General features: G+C 67.1%; 19 protein-coding genes. 16 read left to right on the top strand and 3 right to left on the bottom strand.

Going from position 1 to position 21,072, the window contains the following annotated elements:
• Positions 1–253: 253 nt before the first annotated feature.
• From ACNQR1_RS22520 to ACNQR1_RS22480, 9 genes are all read left to right on the top strand, one after another.
• Positions 254–838 carry a DUF6676 family protein gene (locus ACNQR1_RS22520; protein ID WP_418047927.1) on the top strand — a complete coding sequence of 195 codons (585 nt, stop codon included), beginning with the start codon at positions 254–256 and terminating at the stop codon, positions 836–838.
• 223 nt (positions 839–1,061) lie between these two features.
• Positions 1,062–2,504, top strand: a complete 1,443-nt coding sequence (gene ripA / locus ACNQR1_RS22515; protein WP_418047926.1) for an NlpC/P60 family peptidoglycan endopeptidase RipA — start codon at positions 1,062–1,064, stop codon at positions 2,502–2,504.
• A gap of 10 nt (positions 2,505–2,514) precedes the next feature.
• On the top strand, positions 2,515–3,210 hold the full coding sequence (ripB, locus tag ACNQR1_RS22510) for an NlpC/P60 family peptidoglycan endopeptidase RipB (RefSeq protein WP_418047925.1): 696 nt from the start codon (positions 2,515–2,517) through the stop codon (positions 3,208–3,210).
• Positions 3,211–3,344: 134 nt separating this feature from the next.
• Complete coding sequence (locus ACNQR1_RS22505) at positions 3,345–4,508, top strand: AAA family ATPase (protein ID WP_418047924.1); 1,164 nt, start codon at positions 3,345–3,347, stop codon at positions 4,506–4,508.
• Positions 4,505–5,452, top strand: a complete 948-nt coding sequence (locus tag ACNQR1_RS22500) for a DUF58 domain-containing protein (RefSeq protein ID WP_418047923.1) — start codon at positions 4,505–4,507, stop codon at positions 5,450–5,452. The genes ACNQR1_RS22505 and ACNQR1_RS22500 overlap by 4 nt, the downstream gene beginning before the upstream one ends.
• Before the next feature lie 42 nt (positions 5,453–5,494).
• Positions 5,495–6,502, top strand: coding sequence for a VWA domain-containing protein (locus tag ACNQR1_RS22495; protein ID WP_418047922.1), 1,008 nt, complete (start codon positions 5,495–5,497; stop codon positions 6,500–6,502).
• Positions 6,503–6,586: 84 nt separating this feature from the next.
• Entirely contained in the window at positions 6,587–7,363 is a 777-nt protein-coding gene (fabG1, locus tag ACNQR1_RS22490) for a 3-oxoacyl-ACP reductase FabG1 (RefSeq protein ID WP_418047921.1), read from the top strand.
• A 62-nt stretch (positions 7,364–7,425) separates the two neighbouring features.
• Positions 7,426–8,235 carry an NADH-dependent enoyl-ACP reductase InhA gene (gene inhA / locus ACNQR1_RS22485; protein WP_418047920.1) on the top strand — a complete coding sequence of 270 codons (810 nt, stop codon included), beginning with the start codon at positions 7,426–7,428 and terminating at the stop codon, positions 8,233–8,235.
• 95 nt (positions 8,236–8,330) lie between these two features.
• Complete coding sequence (locus ACNQR1_RS22480; protein WP_418047919.1) at positions 8,331–9,365, top strand: ferrochelatase; 1,035 nt, start codon at positions 8,331–8,333, stop codon at positions 9,363–9,365.
• 26 nt (positions 9,366–9,391) lie between these two features.
• On the opposite strand, the gene ACNQR1_RS22475 is transcribed toward ACNQR1_RS22480, so the two are convergent.
• Positions 9,392–10,249 carry a hypothetical protein gene (locus tag ACNQR1_RS22475; protein ID WP_418047918.1) on the bottom strand — a complete coding sequence of 286 codons (858 nt, stop codon included), beginning with the start codon at positions 10,247–10,249 and terminating at the stop codon, positions 9,392–9,394.
• A gap of 57 nt (positions 10,250–10,306) precedes the next feature.
• On the opposite strand from ACNQR1_RS22475, the gene ACNQR1_RS22470 reads away from it, so the two are divergent.
• Together ACNQR1_RS22470 and ACNQR1_RS22465 are read left to right on the top strand one after the other, a co-directional pair.
• Positions 10,307–10,741: an NfeD family protein gene (locus ACNQR1_RS22470; protein WP_418047917.1), complete on the top strand. Its 435-nt coding sequence runs from the start codon at positions 10,307–10,309 to the stop codon at positions 10,739–10,741.
• A 51-nt stretch (positions 10,742–10,792) separates the two neighbouring features.
• Positions 10,793–11,992, top strand: a complete 1,200-nt coding sequence (locus ACNQR1_RS22465) for an SPFH domain-containing protein (RefSeq protein WP_418047916.1) — start codon at positions 10,793–10,795, stop codon at positions 11,990–11,992.
• Positions 11,993–12,002: 10 nt separating this feature from the next.
• Here the strand turns inward: ACNQR1_RS22465 and ACNQR1_RS22460 are convergent, their stop codons facing one another.
• Both ACNQR1_RS22460 and ACNQR1_RS22455 read right to left on the bottom strand, forming a co-directional pair.
• Entirely contained in the window at positions 12,003–12,479 is a 477-nt protein-coding gene (locus ACNQR1_RS22460) for a nitroreductase family deazaflavin-dependent oxidoreductase (protein WP_418047915.1), read from the bottom strand.
• A gap of 22 nt (positions 12,480–12,501) precedes the next feature.
• Complete coding sequence (locus ACNQR1_RS22455) at positions 12,502–13,269, bottom strand: TVP38/TMEM64 family protein (protein WP_418047914.1); 768 nt, start codon at positions 13,267–13,269, stop codon at positions 12,502–12,504.
• A gap of 138 nt (positions 13,270–13,407) precedes the next feature.
• Between ACNQR1_RS22455 and mutA the strand changes: the two genes are divergently transcribed.
• The 5 genes from mutA to ACNQR1_RS22430 all read left to right on the top strand — a co-directional run bounded on the left by mutA (position 13,408) and on the right by ACNQR1_RS22430 (position 20,259).
• Complete coding sequence (gene mutA / locus ACNQR1_RS22450) at positions 13,408–15,285, top strand: methylmalonyl-CoA mutase small subunit (RefSeq protein WP_418047913.1); 1,878 nt, start codon at positions 13,408–13,410, stop codon at positions 15,283–15,285.
• A gap of 1 nt (position 15,286) precedes the next feature.
• Entirely contained in the window at positions 15,287–17,536 is a 2,250-nt protein-coding gene (gene scpA, locus ACNQR1_RS22445; RefSeq protein WP_418047912.1) for a methylmalonyl-CoA mutase, read from the top strand.
• The gene (gene meaB, locus ACNQR1_RS22440) at positions 17,536–18,510 is read left to right on the top strand and encodes a methylmalonyl Co-A mutase-associated GTPase MeaB (protein ID WP_418047911.1); all 975 of its coding nucleotides are present in this window, start codon (positions 17,536–17,538) and stop codon (positions 18,508–18,510) included. The genes scpA and meaB overlap by 1 nt, the downstream gene beginning before the upstream one ends.
• A 66-nt stretch (positions 18,511–18,576) precedes the next feature.
• Positions 18,577–18,918: a DUF4333 domain-containing protein gene (locus tag ACNQR1_RS22435; protein WP_418047910.1), complete on the top strand. Its 342-nt coding sequence runs from the start codon at positions 18,577–18,579 to the stop codon at positions 18,916–18,918.
• 75 nt (positions 18,919–18,993) lie between these two features.
• Positions 18,994–20,259, top strand: a complete 1,266-nt coding sequence (locus ACNQR1_RS22430) for a serine hydrolase domain-containing protein (RefSeq protein WP_418047909.1) — start codon at positions 18,994–18,996, stop codon at positions 20,257–20,259.
• The last annotated feature ends 813 nt before the right edge of the window (positions 20,260–21,072 follow it).

The raw sequence follows: 21,072 nt of genomic DNA, 5'->3' as shown, positions 1-21,072 counted from the left end.
AGTACGCTTGTCCTGCAATGCCCTGTGGGCCGGGGTCCAGTCTTCACTGGTCGGGTGTTCGGTGCTACCCCGTCCGGGCGATCCGTGTGATCCGGCCGCCCGGCGGCCGCCCCACGCCCGACCGACGCTCATTTGTCACGCCGGCGTGGCGCCTGACCGTGTGCGTCACCCCAGCGTGACGATAGGTGGTCGATGCGGTGACGATTCCCGTGTCGCCTCACAGGGCCCGGCGGGCTCGGCGTACCGTGCGTCTGTGACCGGACCCCATGTCATCCCGTTCCTGCCGGCCTATATCCCGGTCGAGGTGTGCGAGACCGTCGGAATGGACCCGGCCCAGCCCGACGGTGTGGCCAAGTGCATGGTGGCCGTACAGGCCGACGTCCGCGACGACGGGGTCAGTGCTCCGGGTGCCGATGTCGAGGCGCTGCGCCAGGTGGTCAGCGATGCCCGTCAGGGCGGGGTCGACCTCAAGATCGTGGTTCTGCCGAGCAATCCCGGCATCGACACACCGTTGCGTGATATCGCCTCAGAGGTGGGCGAGGCCAATCCGGGCGCGACCGTGCTCGCGCTGAGTCCGTCTTTCGCCGGCACGTACAGCCCGACTATCGACCGGGTGACTTTGGAAGCCGGACAGGACGTGGCCAAGACTGGTAATCCGGTGTTGTCGGCGAAGAATTTCGTGGGGGAGATTTCGACCCCGGACTTTCCCTGGACCGCGCTCACCATCGTGCTGACGCTCGGGGTCGCCGCAGCGGCCACGCTGACCCGCGTCCTGCAGGTGCGCAGCAAACGATTGGCCGGGTCAGGGGCCTCGAGCGCTCCCTCGGTAGAGGTCTGAAAAACCCGTCGAACATTAGTTCGGAATATCTCCGAATATCACTAATAGGTCACACTATTCGCAATTACATTCTTGTAATTCGTGACTAAAGTTTCTTTGGCTTCAGATGTGACGTACGGTGCAATCGGTAGCCATTGTTGCAGTTGTGCTTCGTGTGACTTCTGTGCAAAGGCCCCGAGCAAACGCCGTACGCCGGCGTTGAGCCATAGGAGACTTGAGTCGAATGAGACGCACCGTCGGCGTCCCGCGCACGCGAGGGGCAGTTGGGGTCGCTGCACCCCGGCTGAGCGGCCGCTTCTGGGCTGTGCCGGTGACCGTCGCGATGCTGTTGGCCACGGCGATGTCCGGCGGGGTGCGGGCCGCCGCTGATCCAGGCGCACCCGATCAGGTCGCAACGCTCGTCGCCGCGGTGGCCAACGCCGATCAGAAGCTGCAGGAGTTGGGCGCTGCGATCCAGACCCAGCAGGAAGCCGTCAACAAGGCGATCGTCGACGTGCAGGACGCCCGCGACGCGGCAGCGACGGCGCAGCAGGAGGTCGACGCCAGCCAGCAAGGCATCGCCGATGCCAATGCCGCGATCGTCGAGGCGCAGAAGAGGTTTGACACGTTCGCGGCCGCCACCTACGTCAACGGCCCGTCGAGTTCGTACCTGACCGCGTCCGATCCCGCTGACATCGCGCGCACCGCGGCGACCGGTCAGACCCTGGCGGCCAGCACCGACAAGGTGATCGCCGATCTGCAGCGCGCCCGCACCGAACAGGTGAACCGTGAGTCGGCGGCCCGGCTGGCCAAGCAGAACGCCGACCAGGCCACGGTCAATGCCCAGACCAGTCAGGACGCCGCGGTCTCGGCACTGCAGCAGGCGCAGCAGACGTTCAACGCCCAGCAAGGTGAGCTGAAGCGGTTGACCGACGAACGGGCAACGGCGGCAGCTCAACTCGCTCAGGTGCACAAGGCGGCGGCGCCGACCGCCCCGCCGGCCCAGGGAGCCGCCCCACAGGTCGCTGCGGGCGATTGGGACCGGGCCCCTGGTGCACCGGCTCAAGCCGGCCAGAAGTGGGCCGGTGAATGGGATCCCACACTGCCGGCGATCCCCAGCGCGTTCGTCAGCGGTGATCCCGTCGCGATCATCAACACCATCCTGGGCATCTCGTCGACCTCGGCTCAGGTCACCCAGAACATGGGACGGCAGTTCCTGCAGAAGCTGGGCATCCTGCCCACGCCGACCGGCTACACCAACGGCGCCATCCCGAGGGTGTACGGGCGGCAGGCATCCGAATACGTCATCCAGCGGGCCGGCTCCCAGATGGGCGTTCCGTACTCCTGGGGCGGTGGCAACGCCGCCGGTCCCAGCCGCGGCATCGATTCGGGCGCCAACACGGTCGGCTTCGACTGCTCGGGCCTGATCCTCTACGCGTTCGCAGGGGTCGGCATCAAGTTGCCGCACTACTCGGGCTCGCAGTACAACGCCGGTCGCAAGATCCCGTCCTCGCAGATGCGGCGCGGCGACGTGATCTTCTACGGGCCCGGTGGCAGCCAGCACGTGACGCTCTACCTCGGCAACGGCCAGATGCTCGAAGCGCCGTACACGGGTTCGCAGGTCAAGATCTCGCCGGTTCGGACCAGCGGGATGACCCCGTACGTCGTCCGCTACATCGAATACTGATGGGAACACATTGCGCTCCTTCGTCTTACGTTGCCTGATACTGATCGCCGCCACGATGTTCGCGGCGATCAGTTTGGTGGCGCCGGCCGGCGCCGCTCCTGACGACGGACAGTGGGATCCCACTCTTCCGAAGATCGTCAGTTCCGGGGCTCCGGGCGATCCGGTGGCGATCGCCAACGCGTCGTTCCAGGTCAGCCAGATCGCGCTGCAGACCACGCAGAATCTTGGCTCGCAGTTCCTGCAGAGCATCGGCCTGGCCCCGAAGCAGGCGGCCTCGACATTCCCCGGCGGTCGGGTTCGCGGACCGCAGGCCATCGAATACGCGATCCGGCGTGGCGGTACCCAGATGGGCGTGCCGTACTCGTGGGGCGGTGGCACGCTGACCGGTCCCGGCCCCGGTGTCGACTACGACGCCGGAAAGATGGGCTTCGACTGTTCCGGCCTGACGCGCTACGCCTATGCGGGCGTGGGTGTGCAGATTCCGAAGTATTCGGGCGACCAGTACAACACCGGCCGCAAGGTGCCGGTGGCCCAGGCAAAGCGTGGTGACCTCCTGTTCTGGGGTCCCGGCGGCAGCCAGCATGTGGCGATGTACCTCGGCGGCGGCAAGATGCTGGAGGCGTCGGGCAGCGCGGAAAAAGTGACCGTGAGCCCGGTGCGCACCTCGGGCATCCAGCCCTATGCGGCCCGCATCATCGAATCCTGAGGGGAACCTGAAGTCTTCCGGGCAGCGTCGACGGATCTCGAAGTGCCTGGAATAGTTGACGGCGGGCACCCGATTGCCCGATGAGCAACACCGCAAGACCAGCGTTTGTAGTCGAACACCGTGGGAGGAAGTTGATGACGTCACCGAGTGGACCGCCGCAGGGCGCCGGAGGTTATCCCGGTTCGAGCCCGGCGCCGGGCTTTCCGCCCGGGTCGGCCGGCTCCCACGCCGCCGCGCCGGCTGCGCAGGCTCCGACCAACGGCAGCCTGCAGGCCGAGGTGCACACCCTGGAACGCGCCATCTTCGAGGTCAAGCGAATCATCGTCGGCCAGGACCAGCTCGTGGAGCGGATGCTGGTCGGGCTGCTCGCCAAGGGGCACGTGCTGCTCGAAGGTGTGCCCGGTGTGGCCAAGACGCTGGCGGTCGAGACCTTCGCCAAGGTCGTCGGCGGTACCTTCGCCCGCATCCAGTTCACCCCTGACCTGGTGCCCACCGACATCATCGGTACCCGGATCTACCGGCAGGGCAAAGAAGACTTCGACATCGAGCTCGGCCCGGTGGTGGTCAACTTCCTGCTCGCCGACGAGATCAACCGTGCGCCGGCCAAGGTTCAGTCCGCACTGCTGGAGGTGATGGCAGAGCGCAAGATCTCCATCGGCGGCAAGACCTTCCCGCTGCCGAGCCCGTTCCTGGTGATGGCCACCCAGAACCCGATCGAGCAGGAAGGCGTCTACGCGCTCCCGGAAGCCCAGCGCGACCGCTTCCTGTTCAAGCTCAACGTCGACTATCCGACGCCGGAGGAAGAGCGCGAGATCATCTACCGGATGGGCGTCAAGCCCCCGGAGCCCAAGCAGATCCTGAACACCGGCGACCTGCTTCGGCTGCAGGACCTCGCGGCCAACACGTTCGTGCACCATGCGCTGGTGGACTACGTGGTGCGGATCGTCACCGCGACGCGCGAGCCGGAGAAGTTCGGCATGCCCGACGCCAAGGCGTGGATCGCCTACGGTGCGTCACCGCGTGCCTCGCTCGGCATCATCTCCGCGGCCCGCGCGCTGGCGTTGGTGCGCGGCCGTGACTACGTCATCCCGCAGGACGTCGTCGAGGTCATCCCCGATGTGCTGCGCCACCGCCTCGTTCTGACCTACGATGCGCTGGCCGATGAGGTCTCGGCTGAGACCGTGGTCAACCGGATCCTCCAGACGGTTGCCCTGCCTCAGGTGAACGCGCTTCCGCAGCAAGGGCATTCGGTTCCGCCCGCCGTACCTGCCGCGGCTGCCGCGGCCGGCAGTCGGTGACTAGTTCGCGACGCGCTGTCGATCTGCCATCGCTCAAGCGCGGCGAGATCCGGGATCCCGCGCTGACAGCCGCGTTGCGCAAGCTCGAGCTGACGGTGCGTCGCAAGCTCGACGGAGTTCTGCACGGCGACCACCTCGGACTGATCCCGGGTCCGGGATCAGAGCCGGGGGACTCGCGGATCTACCAGCCCGGCGACGACGTTCGCCGGATGGACTGGTCGGTGACGGCGCGAACGCAGACGCCCCACGTGCGGCAGATGATCGCCGACCGCGAACTGGAGACCTGGCTCGTCGTCGACATGTCGGCGAGCCTGGACTTCGGTACCACCGGCTGCGAGAAGCGTGATCTGGCCGTGGCGGCCGCGGCGGCGATCGCCTTCCTCAACAGTGGTGGCGGCAACCGGATCGGCGCGATCATCGCCAACGGTGACACGGTGCGCCGGGTCCCGGCATTGAGTGGGCGGGTGCACGAGCAGGAGTTGCTGCGGGCGATCGCCACCACGCCGAAGGCGCCGACCGGGGTGCGGGGCGACCTGGCCGCCGCGATCGATGCGCTCCGTCGTCCCGAACGCCGACGCGGCATGGCGGTCATCATCAGCGACTTCCTCGGGCCGATCAACTGGATGCGCCCGCTGCGGGCGATCGCCGGCCGCCACGAGGTGCTGGGCATCGAGATCCTCGACCCGCGCGATGTCGAGTTGCCTGCCGTCGGGGATGTGGTGCTGCAGGACACCGAGACCGGTGTCACCCGCGAGTTCACCATCGACGAGCAGCTGCGCAGCGATTTCGAGCGGGCCGCCGCAGCCCACCGGGCGGAAGTGGCCCGCACCTTGCGGCGTTGCGACGCCCCGCTGCTCAGCCTGCGCACCGACCGGGACTGGATCGCCGATGTGGTGCGGTTCGTCGCGACGCGGCGGCGCGGGGCCATGGCCGGCAGCAGGTAGCCGAAAGCTTGATGAGCAATCAACCGAAATGACTTCTAGCACATGACATTACCGATTCTCGGTCCGATGAGCCTGACGGGCTTCGCGCACGCGTGGTGGTTCCTGTTCCTGTTCGTGGTTCTGGGCCTGATCGCGTTCTACGTCGTCGTTCAGCGCGCACGCAAGCAGCGGATCCTGCGGTTCGCCAACATGGAGCTGCTCGAAAGTGTGGCGCCCAAACAGCCCACCCGCTGGCGGCATCTGCCCGCGGCGCTGTTGGCGGTCTCGCTCGTGCTGCTGACGGTGGCGATGGCCGGTCCCACCCATGATGTGCGGATCCCGCGCAACCGTGCGGTGGTGATGCTGGTGATCGATGTGTCGCAGTCGATGCGTGCCACCGATGTCGCCCCCAGCCGGCTGGCCGCGGCGCAGGAAGCCGCCAAGCAGTTCGCCGATCAGCTCACCCCGGGGATCAACCTCGGCCTGATCGCCTACGCCGGCACAGCGACGGTGCTGGTGCAGCCGACCACCAACCGCGAGGCCACCAAGAACGGCCTGGACAAGCTGCAGCTGGCCGACCGGACCGCCACCGGTGAAGGCATCTTCACGGCGCTCCAGGCGATCGCCACCGTGGGCGCGGTGATCGGCGGCGGTGACGAGAAGCCGCCCGCACGCATCGTGCTGATGTCGGACGGCAAGGAGACCGTGCCGTCCAACCCGGACAACCCCAAGGGCGCCTACACCGCGGCGCGCACCGCCAAGGATCAGGGGGTACCGATCTCCACGGTGTCCTTCGGAACGCCCTACGGCTACGTCGAGATCAACGATCAGCGCCAGCCGGTGCCGGTCGACGACGAGATGCTCGGCAAGATCGCCAAGCTGTCCGGCGGAGACGCCTTCACCGCATCCAGCCTGGAGCAGCTGAAGCAGGTGTTCACCTCGCTCCAGCAGCAGATCGGCTACGAGACGATCAAGGGCGACGCCAGCCTGGGCTGGCTGCGACTCGGGGCGTTGGTGCTGGCCGTGGCCGGTGTGGCGGCGCTGGTGATCAACCGCAGGCTCCCCGGCTAGGACGTGATCCGGACCCGGCGGAAACCGGTCGGCCAGGGTGACGCGATTTTCAGACCGTGCTGGTGAGGAGATAAGTTGGCGGGCATGAGTGACAGTGTCGCCACTGAAAGTGCCACCGAGACCGCCACCGCAGAATCCGGTGGCCGCCCGGCATTCGTTTCCCGCTCCGTACTGGTCACCGGTGGAAACCGGGGGATCGGCCTGGCGATCGCGCAGCGCCTGGCCGCCGACGGGCACAAGGTGGCCGTCACCCACCGCGGATCGGGTGCGCCCGACGGCCTGTTCGGCGTCGTGTGCGACGTCACCGACAACGAAGCCGTCGACCGTGCGTTCAAAGAGGTCGAGGAACACCAGGGCCCGGTCGAGGTGCTGGTGTCCAACGCCGGCATCTCCCAGGATGCGTTCCTCATGCGGATGACCGAAGAGCGGTTCGAGAACGTCATCAACGCGAACCTCACCGGGGCGTTCCGGGTGGCGCAGCGGGCGTCGCGCAGCATGCAGCGCAAGCGTTTCGGCCGGATCATCTTCATCGGCTCGGTCTCGGGGATGTGGGGCATCGGCAACCAGGCCAACTATGCGGCGGCCAAGGCCGGTCTGATCGGCATGGCCCGCTCGATCTCGCGGGAACTGTCCAAGGCCGGCGTCACCGCGAACGTCGTCGCCCCGGGCTACATCGACACCGAGATGACCCGGGCGCTCGATGAGCGGATCCAGGCGGGCGCTCTGGAATTCATCCCGGCCAAGCGGGTCGGCACCGCCGACGAGGTCGCCGGTGCGGTCAGCTTCCTGGCGTCGGAGGACGCCGGCTACATCGCCGGTGCGGTGATCCCGGTCGACGGCGGCATGGGTATGGGTCACTGATCCAAAGCTCGGTATTTCCAAGAACTTTCGCATAACTCTTCACCGAAGTAGGAGTCAGGACAATGGCAGGTTTGCTCGAAGGCAAGCGCATTCTCGTCACCGGGATCATCACGGACTCGTCGATCGCGTTCCACATCGCCAAGGTGGCACAGGAGGCCGGCGCCGAGTTGGTGCTCACCGGATTCGACCGGATGAAGCTCATCCAGCGCATCGCCGACCGGCTGCCCAAGCCCGCCCCGTTGCTCGAGCTCGACGTGCAGAACGAGGAGCACCTGGCCAGCCTGGCCGACCGGGTCACCGAGACCATCGGTGCGGGCAACAAGCTCGACGGTGTCGTTCACTCGATCGGCTTCATGCCGCAGACCGGGATGGGCGTCAACCCGTTCTTCGACGCCCCGTATGAGGATGTCGCCAAGGGCATCCACATCTCGGCATATTCCTACGCCTCGCTGGCCAAGGCGACGCTGCCGATCATGAACGAGGGCGGCAGCATCGTCGGCATGGACTTCGACCCGACCCGGGCGATGCCGGCCTACAACTGGATGACGGTGGCCAAGAGCGCCCTCGAGTCGGTCAACCGGTTCGTCGCGCGTGAGGCCGGCCCGTTCGGTGTCCGCTCCAACCTCGTTGCGGCGGGCCCGATCCGGACCCTGGCCATGAGCGCCATCGTCGGCGGTGCGCTGGGCGCCGAAGCCGGTGACCAGATGCGGCTGCTCGAAGAGGGCTGGGATCAGCGTGCGCCGGTCGGCTGGAACATGAAGGACCCGGAGCCGGTCGCCAAGACCGTGTGCGCCCTGCTGTCCGACTGGCTGCCCGCCACCACCGGCACCATCGTCTACGCCGACGGCGGCGCCAGCACTCAGCTGCTCTGATCTGACTTGTTTTCTGCCGAAACCGCATTCCAGCAGGTGTGCACGCGCACAAATCCTGCCGGGATGCGGTTTCGCCGTATGAGGGAGGCGAGATGATGGCCGGCGATGAAACAGGCTTCGACGCCGTTCTGCTGTTGTCCTTCGGGGGACCGGAGGCGCCGGAGGAGGTGATGCCGTTCCTGGAGAACGTGACCCGGGGGCGCGGTATCCCCGCCGAGCGGCTGGCCGACGTCGCCGAACACTATCTGCACTTCGGTGGGGTGTCGCCGATCAACGGGATCAACCGGGCACTGATCGAGCAGCTGCGGGCCGAGCTGCCCGACATGCCGGTCTACTTCGGAAACCGGAACTGGGCGCCCTACGTCGAAGACACGGTGGCAACGATGCGGGACAACGGGATTCGACGCGCAGCCGTGTTCACCACGTCGGCCTGGGGCGGGTATTCCAGCTGCACCCAGTATGTCGAGGACATCGCCCGGGCCCGTGCTTCGGTGGGCGACGATGCGCCCGAACTGGTCAAACTGCGCCAGTACTTCGATCATCCGCTGTTGGTGGAGATGTTCTCCGACGCGATCGCCCGAGCGGCAGCCACATTGCCTGCCGAGCTGCGTGATGAGGCTCGGCTGGTGTTCACCGCGCACTCGGTCCCCATCGCTGCCGATGAGCGGCACGGCCCGCGGCTCTACAGTCGGCAGGTCGGCTACGCGACGCGACTGGTCGCCGCCGCTGCGGGTTATCAGGACTTCGACCAGGTGTGGCAGTCGCGCTCGGGTCCGCCCCGGATCCCGTGGCTGGAACCCGACGTCGCCGATCACCTGACTGCATTGGGCCGCAAGGGAACTCGGGCCGTCATCGTGTGCCCGATCGGGTTCGTCGCCGATCACATCGAGGTGGTGTGGGATCTGGACTACGAGCTGCGACTGCAGGCCGAGCAGGCGGGTATCGCGTTCGCGCGGGCCAGCACCCCGAACGCCGACAGGCGGTTCGCTCGATTGGCCGCCGGGCTGATCGACGAATTGCGCACCGGTGCGGCACCGCTGCGGTCGGCCGGTCCAGATCCGGTGCCGGGTTACGGATTCAGCGTCAACGGTGCGCTGTGTTCACCGAACTGCTGCGGGACGCCGTCCTAGCTCGCGAACCAACAGGGCCGGGAAAGTCAGTCGCGCCAAGCCGATTGCAGGATCGCCTCAAGTGCGGCCAGCCGTGCCGAACGGACCACCCGGTCCAACGGCCTCATGGCATCGCCGGCGATCTGGACCTCCGAGGAACTCTGCAGGCCGATCGGCATCAGGCCCGAGCTCACCGTGATGATCGCTTCCACGTGGGCGGCGTTCTCCAGCACCCGCACGGCCCGGGTCGGCGCATGGTCCGGGATCGGGTGCATCCGGCCGGCTTCGAGGATGTCCTCCACCATGCCGCGCGGATCGTCGATGTCCACACCGACACCGGCCCGCAACGTGACCAGGGTGTCGGCGGCCGAGCGCACCGCCGACTTCAACTCGTACTCGGCCTCGCCGAGGTCGTAGTGCTGCGGCGGCGGCAGAAGAGGCAGTGAGTAGACCGTCCACGACAGTGCCCTCGGTTCGGGTTCCAACGTGGATTCGGTTTCCACGTCGTCGAATTCGAAATACTCGAACTCCGGCACCAGCCCGACGCCGTCCAGCTCGTCATGGGTCACGAGCACCGCTTCGCCGACCGCCAGGGCGTCCCGCTGGAACTGCGTACCCGCGGGTAGACCGCGGACGTCGCCGGGCACCGGCAGGGCCACCCTGATCGAGGGCCTGGTACCGGATCTGCCGACGGCGGTGCGCAGGGTCTGCAGCAAGGACACCGAACCGGAGTCCTCCAACTCCGGCCAGGGCAGGCTGGTTCGGACCGCTGCTTGCGAGTCATACGCGGTCACAGAATGCATTGGAGCCCACTGGGATAACGCGTCGAGGACGTCGTCAGGCGCGGCCGCGCCGGCAAGCCAGGCGTTGGCCCACATCGAAAGCGTTGCACTTGGACACCACATGATCCTGGCAGTGTAATTGTCGGCCGCCGATCGGGCCTGATTCGCTAGGGTGAGCGCATGCCGCTACCGCTGATCTGGCTCATCCTGGCGCTGGGACTCGCCGGGGCGGAGGCGCTGACCGGCGACATGTTCCTGCTCATGCTGGCCGGCGGCGCGCTGGCCGCGAGCGGGTCGAGTTGGCTCTTCGACCTGCCCCTCTGGGCGGACGGCGCGGTGTTTCTCGTGGTGTCGGTGCTGTTGCTGGTCTTGGTCCGGCCCGCGCTGCGGCGCCGTTTCGAGCTGGGACGCGGTCTTCCCGAGCCGGTGAAGGCACTGGAAGGCAAGACCGCGCTGGTGCTCGACCGGGTGGCGCAACACGAAGGTCAGGTCAAACTCGACGGCGAAGTCTGGACGGCGCGGCCCCTGAACGACCACGATGTGTACGAACCGGGTGAGCATGTGACCGTGGTCAGGATCGACGGCGCCACCGCGGTGGTCTTCAAGACGATGTAGTGCCTCTTCAATACGACTTCGATACGACGTAGCTCCAGGGAGGGATTCACCATGGAAGGTGCCGTAGCCGGACTGGTCTTGCTGCTTGTGCTGGTGGTGTTCGCGATCATCGTCGTGGCCAAATCGGTCGCGCTCATTCCCCAGGCCGAGGCCGCGGTGATCGAACGCCTCGGCCGCTACAGCCGCACCGTCAGTGGTCAGCTGACCTTGCTGGTGCCGTTCATCGATCGGATCCGGGCGCGGGTGGATCTCCGTGAGCGGGTGGTGTCGTTCCCGCCCCAACCGGTGATCACCGAGGACAACCTGACCCTCAACATCGACACCGTGGTCTATTTCCAGGTCACCAACCCGCAGGCGGCGGTGTACCAGATCAGCAACTACATCGTCGGTGTGGAGCAGCTGACCACGACCACCCTGCGCAACGTCGTCGGCGGCATGACCCTGGAACAGACGCTGACCTCACGCGACTCCATCAACGCTCAACTCAGAGGTGTGCTCGACGAGGCGACCGGCCGGTGGGGCCTTCGCGTTGCCCGGGTGGAGCTGCGCAGCATCGACCCGCCACCGTCCATCCAGGAGTCGATGGAGAAGCAGATGAAGGCCGATCGTGACAAGCGGGCCATGATCCTCACCGCAGAGGGTGTGCGGGAGTCCTCGATCAAGCAGGCCGAGGGGCAGAAGCAGTCGCAGATCCTGGCGGCAGAAGGCGCCAAGCAGGCCGCGATCCTGGCCGCCGAGGCCGACCGGCAATCCCGGATGCTGCGCGCCCAGGGCGAGCGGGCCGCCCAGTACCTGCAGGCACAGGGCCAGGCCAAGGCCATCGAGAAGACCTTCGCCGCGATCAAGGCCGGCCGGCCCACCCCGGAGATGCTGGCGTATCAGTACCTGCAGACGCTGCCGCAGATGGCCAAGGGGGAGGCGAACAAGGTCTGGCTGGTGCCCAGCGACTTCGGCTCGGCGTTGCAGGGCTTCACCAAGATGCTGGGGGCTCCCGGCGAGGACGGCGTGTTCCGGTACACACCACCACCGGTGGACGAGGATCTGCCCAAGCCCGAGGACGACAGCGACGAGGTCGCCGACTGGTTCTCCACCGAGACCGATCCGGCCATCGCCCAGGCGGTGGCCAAGGCAGAGGCCGAGGCCCGGGCCACCACGCCGCCGCTGAGCGCCAGGCCGCCGCAGTCGTCGTTGGAGACCCCGCCGGGGACGATGCCCAACGAACTGGATGGTGGCGCACACCGCGCGCAGTAGCGCGGCTGCGTCAGCGCTGAGGCTGCAGTCGGATCTCGACCATCGGCAGCGGTGTGTCCGTCTCGGTGATCGGCTGACCGAGCGTGCCTTCGAGGACGAGTTTGAACTGCTGCCACGTCGTCGGGTGGCGCTCCCGATAGTCGGTCAGGACCTGGTCGGCGCGGCGCTGGTCGAGGACATGGGCCACCCCGGACACCGGGCGGTGACTGCCGAGCCACACCCGGACCGCTGGATTGGCGGCAATGTTGCGGAACCACTGCGCTTTCGCCCCGAAACCCGAGGCGACGACGACGGCGTCGGGACTCGGTCGGTCGACGACTTCGAGCACCACGTAGCGGCGCTCACCGGAGGTGCGGCCGATGTGCTCGAGCATCATCAGCCGCTTGCCGAGTAGTGCTCCGGCGCGCATCCGGTAGAGCCAGATCGGGGCACGCACCAGCCGTCGGTTACGCAGGAGTCGGGCACCGAAATCGGGCAGTGCGCTCATCCGTCGTCTCCTCCCGCTCAGCTCACGGCTCCGTGAACGTGCATGGAACGTCCACCGATTGCGGCGTGTCGGCCTGCAGGCGCGCACGCTCGCGGTGGTGCTCGCGGCGATGGAGGCGCATCTCGTAGACCAGGCCGGTCACACCGAGCGCGGCGGTACTCAGCGACACCAGGATCAGCGCTGGGCTGATGTTCCCGGTCAGTGCGTCACCGAGGACCACGACCGCCGCGGTGCCGGGGAACAGCCCCACCAGCGTCGCCAAGGTGTAGGGCACGACCCGCACGGCGGACGCACCTGCGGCGTAGTTCAGTACCGAGAACGGCACCGCCGGGATCAGCCGCATGGAAAGCACCACCGGCCAACCACGCCGCCGAAGCCGGGTGTCGAGTGAGTCGATCCGAGGATGGGGCACCAGCCGATTGAGCTGCCAGCCGGCCGCGCGGATCAGGAACAGGGCCAGCACCGCACTCACCGCGCTGGCCGCCACCGCGATCGCCACCCCCAGCACCGGGCCGAACAACAGGCCCGCGGCCAGGGTGAAGGCGGTGCGGGGGAACGGGAACACCGTCACCACGATGTGGGCGCCGAGGAAGGCCAGCGGAAACCAGGGGCCCACCGACGTGGCCCAGTCCCGCATCTGCATCGCCGTGGGCAATGGAACCAGTACCGCAACTGCGACAAGAATCACAATGCCGGCCAGCAGGCCGACGATCCGCCGAGGTGGCAGCTGGGAAGCCGTCGCGATCACCGCGGCGCGCACCACGCGCAGGGTTCTGACGACGGGTTTCACGTTTTACAACAGTACGTCCCGGCGGCGGGGAACACCGCTGGGTGTAACCGCGAGTCCGCCCACCAGCGGTCAGCGCCGTGATGGCGATCATTTAGCCTTTAGCGCAAGTGGGTAGGTCACACGCTGCGATAACAGGAGATGCGGGTGTCGTTACAGGGGACTAGTGCGGTCGAGTCAGACCGTGAGCAGTGGCGGACGGCGGTCGCCGGCGTGCTGGCCAAGAGCAGTCGGCGAGACGTGGCGGATCTGCCGGCCGAGCCGGAACGCCTACTGGATTCGCAGACCTATGAGGGTTTCACGATCCGGCCGCTCTACACGAGCCTGGACGCGCGTCCGGAGACCGCCCTGCCGGGGCAGTGGCCGTTCGTGCGCGGCGGCGACGCCCTTCGCGACGTGAAGTCCGGCTGGAGGGTCGTCGAGAGCTTCCCCGCAGTCGCAGGCACCGACGTGGGCACGGTCAACGGCGCGGTCCTGGTGGCATTGACAGAAGGCGCCAGTGCGCTGGCAGTGCGGCTCGACGAGGGCGGGATCGCCCTGGGCGAGCTGGACCGCCTGCTGGACGGCGTGTTCCTTGATCTGGTGCCGGTGATCTTCGAAGGTGTTGCGGACAGCGCAGCAGACCTGGCCGCCGTTGCCGACGCAGTGCTGCCCCTCCTCGCAGATCTCGACGACGACCAGCGCTCGCGGTTGTCGATCGATTTGGGTGCCGACCCGCTGACCGCGCCGTTGTCCGGCCGGCCCGCCACTGACGGCGCCGACCTGCCGGCCGCCGTCGCCAAGCTCACCGGCCATGCCGGCGGGGTTCGGGCGATCACGGTCGACGGCCCGGCGTTCCACAACCTCGGCGCCAGTGCGGCCTGGGAGCTGGCCGGCTCCGTTGCCGCGGCGGTCGCCTATCTGCGGATCCTCAACGACGGCGGAGTGGCCGCACCGGATGCGTTGCGGCAGATCAGTTTCCGCTATGCCGCCGATGACGATCAGTTCATGACCATCGCCAAGCTGCGCGTCGCGCGGCAGCTCTGGGCCCGGGTCGCCGAGGTGGTCGGCGCCGACACTGCAGGTGACGCCGGAGCTGCGCGCATTCATGCCGTGACCTCGCTGCCGATGATGACCCAGCGGGATCCGTGGGTGAACATGCTGCGCACCACGCTGGCCGCCTTCGCCGCGGGCGTCGGGGGAGCCGACACCGTGCAGGTGCATCCGTTCGACGCGGCGATTCCCGCCGGCCTCGACGGCACGTCGACCAGCTTCGCCCGCCGCATCGCCCGCAACACGCAACTGCTGCTGCTCGAGGAGTCGCACATCGGTGAGGTGCTCGACCCGGCCGGCGGTTCGTGGTTCGTCGAGGACCTGACCGCTCAACTCGCCGAACAGGCCTGGGCGCATTTCCAGGACATCGAGGCGCGGGGTGGATTCGTCGCGGCCCGCGACCACATCGCCGCCCAGATCGCCGAGGTCGCAGCCCGGCGCAGCGCCGACGTCGCGCACCGCCGCACCGCGATCACCGGTGTCAACGAATTCCCCAACCTGGACGAAAAGCCGCTCCCGCAAGGCGGTTCGGCGTCGTCGATCGCTCGGTACGCGGCCGGATTCGAGGCGCTGCGTGACCGCTCGGACGCCTTCCTGGCATCCACCGGAGCGCGGCCCAAGGTTCTGTTGCTGCCGCTGGGGCCGCTGGCCGAGCACAACATCCGCACCACGTTCGCGTCGAACCTGTTGGCTTCCGGCGGAATCGAGGCGATCAACCCCGGGCCCCTGGACGCCGCCGCGATTGCCGCGGCGGTGGCCGAATCCGGTGCCCCGACCGTGGCGGTGCTGTGTGGAACCGATGCCCGCTACGGCGCCGAGGCGTCCGGTGCGGTGGCGGCCGCCCGTGCCGCCGGTGTCGGACAGGTGTTGCTGGCCGGACCGGAAAAGGCTGTCGCCGAAGCCGATTCGAAACCGGACGGATATCTGACCGCCAAGATCGATGCGGTCGAAGCCTTGTCGAACCTGCTCACCGGACTGGGGGCCTGAGATGACTGCCACAACTGGAATCGGAAGTTTCGCGGACGTACCGCTGCACGGCGAAGGCACGGGTGCGCCTGCCACTCCAGAAGCCGTCGAGACGCACGTCGCAGCGGCCGCCGCCGCGCACGGCTACACCCCCGAGCAGCTGACCTGGGCCACGCCCGAGGGTATCGACGTCAAGCCGGTGTACATCGCTGCCGACCGCGACGAGGTGGCCGAGGCCGGCTATCCGCTCGACAGCTTCCCGGGCGCACCGCCTTTCGTGCGCGGGCCGTACCCGACGATGTACGTCAACCAGCCGTGGACCATCCGCCAGTACGCCGGGTTCTCCACCGCCGCCGAGTCCAACGCGTTCTACCGGCGCAACCTGGCCGCGGGCCAGAAGGGCCTGTCGGTGGCCTTCGACCTGGCCACGCACCGCGGCTACGACTCGGACCATCCGCGCGTGCAGGGTGACGTCGGAATGGCAGGCGTGGCCATCGATTCCATCCTCGACATGCGCCAACTGTTCGACGGCATCGACCTGTCGACGGTGTCGGTGTCGATGACGATGAACGGCGCGGTGCTGCCGATCCTGGCGCTCTACGTCGTCGCGGCCGAGGAGCAGGGGGTGCCGCCGGAGAAGCTGGCCGGGACCATCCAGAACGACATCCTCAAAGAGTTCATGGTCCGCAACACCTACATCTATCCGCCCAAGCCGTCGATGCGGATCATCTCGGACATCTTCGCCTACACCAGCGCCAAGATGCCGAAGTTCAACTCGATCTCGATCTCGGGCTACCACATCCAAGAGGCCGGAGCCACAGCCGATCTCGAGCTCGCCTACACGCTGGCCGACGGGGTGGAGTACATCAAGGCCGGCCTGGACGCCGGACTGGACATCGACAAGTTCGCGCCGCGGCTGAGCTTCTTCTGGGGCATCGGCATGAACTTCTTCATGGAGGTGGCCAAGCTTCGGGCCGGCCGCCTGCTGTGGAGCGAGCTGGTGGCACAGTTCGAGCCCAAGAGCGACAAATCTCTGTCGCTGCGCACCCACTCGCAGACCTCGGGCTGGTCACTGACCGCACAGGACGTGTTCAACAACGTCGCTCGAACCTGCATCGAGGCGATGGCTGCAACGCAGGGGCACACCCAGTCGCTGCACACCAATGCCCTGGACGAGGCGCTGGCCCTACCCACCGACTTCTCCGCGCGGATCGCCCGCAACACCCAGTTGCTGCTGCAGCAGGAGTCGGGCACCACCCGGCCGATCGACCCGTGGGGCGGTTCGTATTACGTCGAGTGGCTCACCCACCAGCTGGCGGAGAAGGCACGCGCCCACATCCACGAGGTGAACGAGCACGGCGGCATGGCACAGGCGATCAGCGACGGCATCCCGAAGCTGCGCATCGAGGAGGCGGCCGCCCGCACCCAGGCGCGGATCGATTCCGGGGCCCAGCCGCTGATCGGCGTCAACAAGTACCAGGTGGAAGAGGACCAGGAGATCGAGGTCCTCAAGGTCGAGAACAGCCGGGTGCGAGCCGAGCAGCTGGCCAAGCTGCAGCAGCTGCGTGCCGACCGCGACGAAGACGCGACGCAGGCCGCGCTGGCCGAGCTGACCCGCGCCGCCGAGGCGACCGGTGCCGCAGGAGAGGACGGGCTGGGCAACAACCTGCTGGCCCTGGCCATCGATGCGGCCCGGGCGAAGGCCACTCTCGGCGAGATCTCCGACGCGCTGGAGAAGGTGTACGGGCGGCATCAGGCCGAGATCCGTACGATTTCGGGCGTCTACCGCGACGAGGTCGGAAAGGGCAGCAACATCGCTACCGCTACCGAGCTGGTGAACAAGTTCGCCGAGGCCGACGGCCGTCGGCCCCGCATCCTGGTGGCCAAGATGGGCCAGGACGGGCACGACCGCGGCCAGAAGGTGATCGCGACGGCATTCGCCGACATCGGCTTCGACGTCGACGTGGGCTCGTTGTTCTCCACCCCGGAGGAGGTGGCCCGACAGGCCGCCGACAACGACGTCCATGTGGTCGGGGTGTCCTCGCTGGCCGCGGGGCACCTCACGTTGGTGCCGGCACTGCGCGACGCGCTGGCCGAGGTGGGCCGCCCGGACATCATGATCGTCGTCGGCGGGGTCATCCCGCCCGGGGATTTCGACGAGCTCTACGAGGCTGGGGCCACCGCGATCTTCCCGCCGGGCACCGTGATCGCCGATGCCGCCATCGGCCTGCTGCAGAAGCTGGCAGACCGGCTCGGTTACCAGCTGAGCTAGTGGCTGCTTCAGTTCGCGAACTGGCGGAGGCCATCCGACGTGGCGACCGCGCCGCGCTGGCGCGGGCCATCACGATGGTCGAGTCCACCCGGGCCGATCATCGTGACCAGGCCCAACAGTTGCTGCTGGAGCTCATGCCGGACGCAGGCAAAGCCCAACACGTCGGGATCACCGGGGTGCCGGGGGTCGGCAAGTCGACGACGATCGAAGCCCTCGGCATGTACCTGATCGAGGCCGGTCACCGAGTGGCGGTGCTGGCCGTGGATCCGTCGTCGACCCGGACGGGCGGCTCGATCCTGGGCGACAAGACCCGGATGGCACGGCTGGCGGTCCATCCGGATGCCTACATCCGGCCCTCGCCGACCTCCGGCACGCTCGGCGGGGTGGCCAAGGCCACCCGCGAGACCATCGTGCTGCTGGAGGCCGCGGGCTACGACGTCATCCTGGTCGAGACCGTCGGGGTGGGGCAGTCCGAGGTGACGGTGTCGAACATGGTCGACACGTTCGTCTTCCTCACCCTGGCCCGCACGGGTGACCAGCTGCAGGGCATCAAAAAGGGTGTGCTGGAGCTGGCCGACGTCATCGTCGTCAACAAGGCCGACGGCGAGCACGCGATCGAGGCCAAGGCGGCTGCTCGCGAATTGACCGGCGCCATCCGTCTGATCTACCCCCGCGAAACACTATGGCGGCCACCGGTTCTCACGATGAGCGCGGTCGAAGGGCATGGGCTGGCCGAGCTGTGGGAGACAGTGCTCAAACACCGTGAGGTGCTCACTGAGGCAGGCGAGTTCGAGGCCAGGCGCCGGGCGCAGCAGGTGGACTGGACCTGGTCGATGGTGCGCGACACCGTGCTGGACCGGGTGATGTCGCATCCCGGTGTGCGTGAGATCCGCGACGAGGTGGAACGCCGGGTGCGCGAGGGTGAACTGACCCCGGCGCTGGCGGCCCAGGAGATTCTCGACGCGGCCGACTGACAGGACGTCCGCCGCACTTACGCTGTTCGCAGCGACACGGAAGCGAAAGGCTGGGCTGAGCCGGAGATGAGGGACGTGAAGGCGAAACTGCATGGGCTCGTGGCCGCCGCGATGGTCGGCGGCGTGGTGTTGACCGGATGCGGGGGAGGCGGGTCGACCGGTACCCAGCCCACCGTGGCCAAGACCAAACTCCAAGCCCTGGCAAAGGAGAAGCTGGAAGCAGCGGCCAAGCGCAAGGCCAAGTCTGTGACCTGCGACGATGGCATCGTCGGCAAGGTGGGGGCGACCCAGCGTTGTGTGCTGACGGCCAAGGACGGCACCAAGTACGGCGTCACGGCTACGGTCAAGACCGTCGAGTCCGACAACGTCAACATCGACTTCAAGGTGGACGACAAGCCGAGCCCGTGATCCGGAGGCCGAACCCGGGCTAACAGGTAGGTAACTCTTGTGGAATTTGCCGGGGGTCCAGGTAAATTCAAGTGTGTGACCGATCACAACGGGGTGCGCGACGAGGCGCTCCCACACGGCGTCCAAGGCGCGGCCGACAGGAACTTCTCCTGTACGGTCCGCGGGTTCTCGAAACTGTTCCCAGGCCGGAAGTACGGCGGCGGGGCGCTGGTGATTCTCCAGGACGGAGAACCCGTCGTCGACGTCTGGACCGGCTACTCGGATCGTCAAGGCACACAACACTGGACGGCCGATACCGGCGCGATGGTGTTCTCCGCGACGAAGGGGATGGCATCGACGGTCATCCACCGCCTCGTCGACCGCGGCCTGATCGAATACGACAGCCCGGTGAGCGCGCACTGGCCTGAATTCGCGGCCAACGGCAAATCCGCGATCACGGTGCGGCAGGTGATGGCGCACGAGGCGGGGCTGTCTCAGCTCAATGGCGTCAGCAAAGCCGATCTGCTGGATCATCTGGCGATGGAGAGCCGGGTAGCCGCCGCTCCCGTCAATTCACTGCTGTTCGGGAAGCCGGCCTATCACGCTCTGACCTACGGCTGGTTGTTGTCGGGTCTGGCGCGTGCGGTGACCGGGCAGAGCATGCGTGAGCTGTTTCGCGTCGAGTTGGCGCAGCCGCTGGGCACAGACGGTCTGCACCTGGGCCGCCCACCGCTGGAGGCTCCTACCCGGGCCGCACAGATCCTGCTGCCGCAACGAGTTTGGCCGAATCACATCTTCGACTTCGTGGCGCCACGGGTCGCTGCGCTGAACTTCTCGGGTGCGTTCGGCTCGATGTACTTCCCCGGCGTGATGTCAATGGTTCAGGGCGATACCCCGTTCCTGGACTCCGAGGCGCCCGCGGTCAACGGGGTGGCAACAGCGCGCGGCCTGGCCAGGATGTACGGCGCGATCGCCAACCGCGGCCGCGTCAGAGGCGCGGAATACCTGTCCGAGCGCACCGTGGCCGGGCTGACCGGTCCGCCCGGTCTCCGCCCGGACCGAAATCTCGGGGTGCCGCTCGGCTTCCACCTCGGATATCACTCGGTTCCGTTCGGGGTGATGCCAGGATTCGGACACGTGGGGCTCGGCGGGTCGGTCGGCTGGGCGGACCCGGCCAGCGGCCTGGCGATCGGTTTCGTGCACAACCGGCTGCTGACGCCGATGGTGCTCGACATGGCCGCCTTCGTCGGTCTGAACGCTCTGATCCGAAAGGACGTCGCCCGCGCCCGCGCGCGTGGATACGTGGCCGTACCGGATCTCGGCGCGTCGCCGCACGGGGTGCCCAGACCCGCCGCGGGGTAGGTCGTCGCTCACCGGGATGAGCCGACCTGACGGACGCCGTCAGGTCGGCTTTCTTCGTTGCGGGCCGCCCGCGTGGCCCCGCGCAGCCCGCTGCAGGGCTTCTAGCTGCAGTGATATACATCACATAATGTCCCAGTCTTGGGACACCTTTCCTGGCAATGCAGCGCTTCTCCGCCGTTAACCCTGGTCGGTTTGCTTTTCAATGCAAGCAGTGGGCTTGGTCACGCGATCGCGGACGGCGTGTGCTGGGTCTCAATGCGGCCCTGTCGAGGCCTGGGTGGGCTCAGCGCTGCGTTCAGGGGTTGCGAGCCGCCGGTCCATCTTCATGATCGGCGCTGGTCGCTACGGTTGCGGTGTCAATTAATCCCATTAGCCAATGCGGTTATCAGGTACACAATCGTACCATTATCGATACGCGCGTAAGCGGAACATGAATTCGGTTCAACTACGGTTTCGGTAGTTTGCGTGCAGGTTGCCAGCTAACTATTTGAAGGCAACCTATGAATTGACTGAGAGTGGGCAATTGAACACGGTTTTCGAATCGTGGACAACCTGCGAAAAGGTGTTTCAATGCCCGAAAGTTGGACGATGTTAGTTAGCGGAATAATTTCTTGCGGTGCGCGGTGATGTCAGTCTGCGTGGCGAATCTTGTTGTGCAGCAGGAGTATTAGGGAGAATCCAGGCGGAGCGACCGGCCTTACCGGCGTCTCGCTGAGGAAATTGTCTGGCGGTGTCAGTTTCCGATAATGGGTTAACCCAGCGAACACGCGATGCTTTTTGCGATCAAGTGTTTCCAACATCTAGGTTGGGCCA

The organism is Mycobacterium sp. 48b, from assembly GCF_048282725.1.
GTDB lineage: Bacteria > Actinomycetota > Actinomycetes > Mycobacteriales > Mycobacteriaceae > Mycobacterium.
This window is presented reverse-complemented; position numbering and strand designations above follow the sequence as displayed.

What these genes read in the sequence shown, in the direction of transcription:
- inhA (WP_418047920.1), top strand. Translation starts at nt 7,426, where the DNA reads ATGGCAGGTTTGCTCGAAGGCAAGCGCATTCTCGTCACCGGGATCATC.
- ACNQR1_RS22480 (WP_418047919.1), top strand. Translation starts at nt 8,331, where the DNA reads ATGGCCGGCGATGAAACAGGCTTCGACGCCGTTCTGCTGTTGTCCTTC.
- ACNQR1_RS22435 (WP_418047910.1), top strand. Translation starts at nt 18,577, where the DNA reads ATGAGGGACGTGAAGGCGAAACTGCATGGGCTCGTGGCCGCCGCGATG.
- scpA (WP_418047912.1), top strand. Translation starts at nt 15,287, where the DNA reads ATGACTGCCACAACTGGAATCGGAAGTTTCGCGGACGTACCGCTGCAC.
- fabG1 (WP_418047921.1), top strand. Translation starts at nt 6,587, where the DNA reads ATGAGTGACAGTGTCGCCACTGAAAGTGCCACCGAGACCGCCACCGCA.
- ACNQR1_RS22460 (WP_418047915.1), bottom strand. Translation starts at nt 12,479, where the DNA reads ATGAGCGCACTGCCCGATTTCGGTGCCCGACTCCTGCGTAACCGACGG.
- ripA (WP_418047926.1), top strand. Translation starts at nt 1,062, where the DNA reads ATGAGACGCACCGTCGGCGTCCCGCGCACGCGAGGGGCAGTTGGGGTC.
- ACNQR1_RS22495 (WP_418047922.1), top strand. Translation starts at nt 5,495, where the DNA reads ATGACATTACCGATTCTCGGTCCGATGAGCCTGACGGGCTTCGCGCAC.
- ACNQR1_RS22475 (WP_418047918.1), bottom strand. Translation starts at nt 10,249, where the DNA reads ATGTGGTGTCCAAGTGCAACGCTTTCGATGTGGGCCAACGCCTGGCTT.
- ACNQR1_RS22470 (WP_418047917.1), top strand. Translation starts at nt 10,307, where the DNA reads ATGCCGCTACCGCTGATCTGGCTCATCCTGGCGCTGGGACTCGCCGGG.
- mutA (WP_418047913.1), top strand. Translation starts at nt 13,408, where the DNA reads ATGCGGGTGTCGTTACAGGGGACTAGTGCGGTCGAGTCAGACCGTGAG.
- ACNQR1_RS22505 (WP_418047924.1), top strand. Translation starts at nt 3,345, where the DNA reads ATGACGTCACCGAGTGGACCGCCGCAGGGCGCCGGAGGTTATCCCGGT.
- ACNQR1_RS22465 (WP_418047916.1), top strand. Translation starts at nt 10,793, where the DNA reads ATGGAAGGTGCCGTAGCCGGACTGGTCTTGCTGCTTGTGCTGGTGGTG.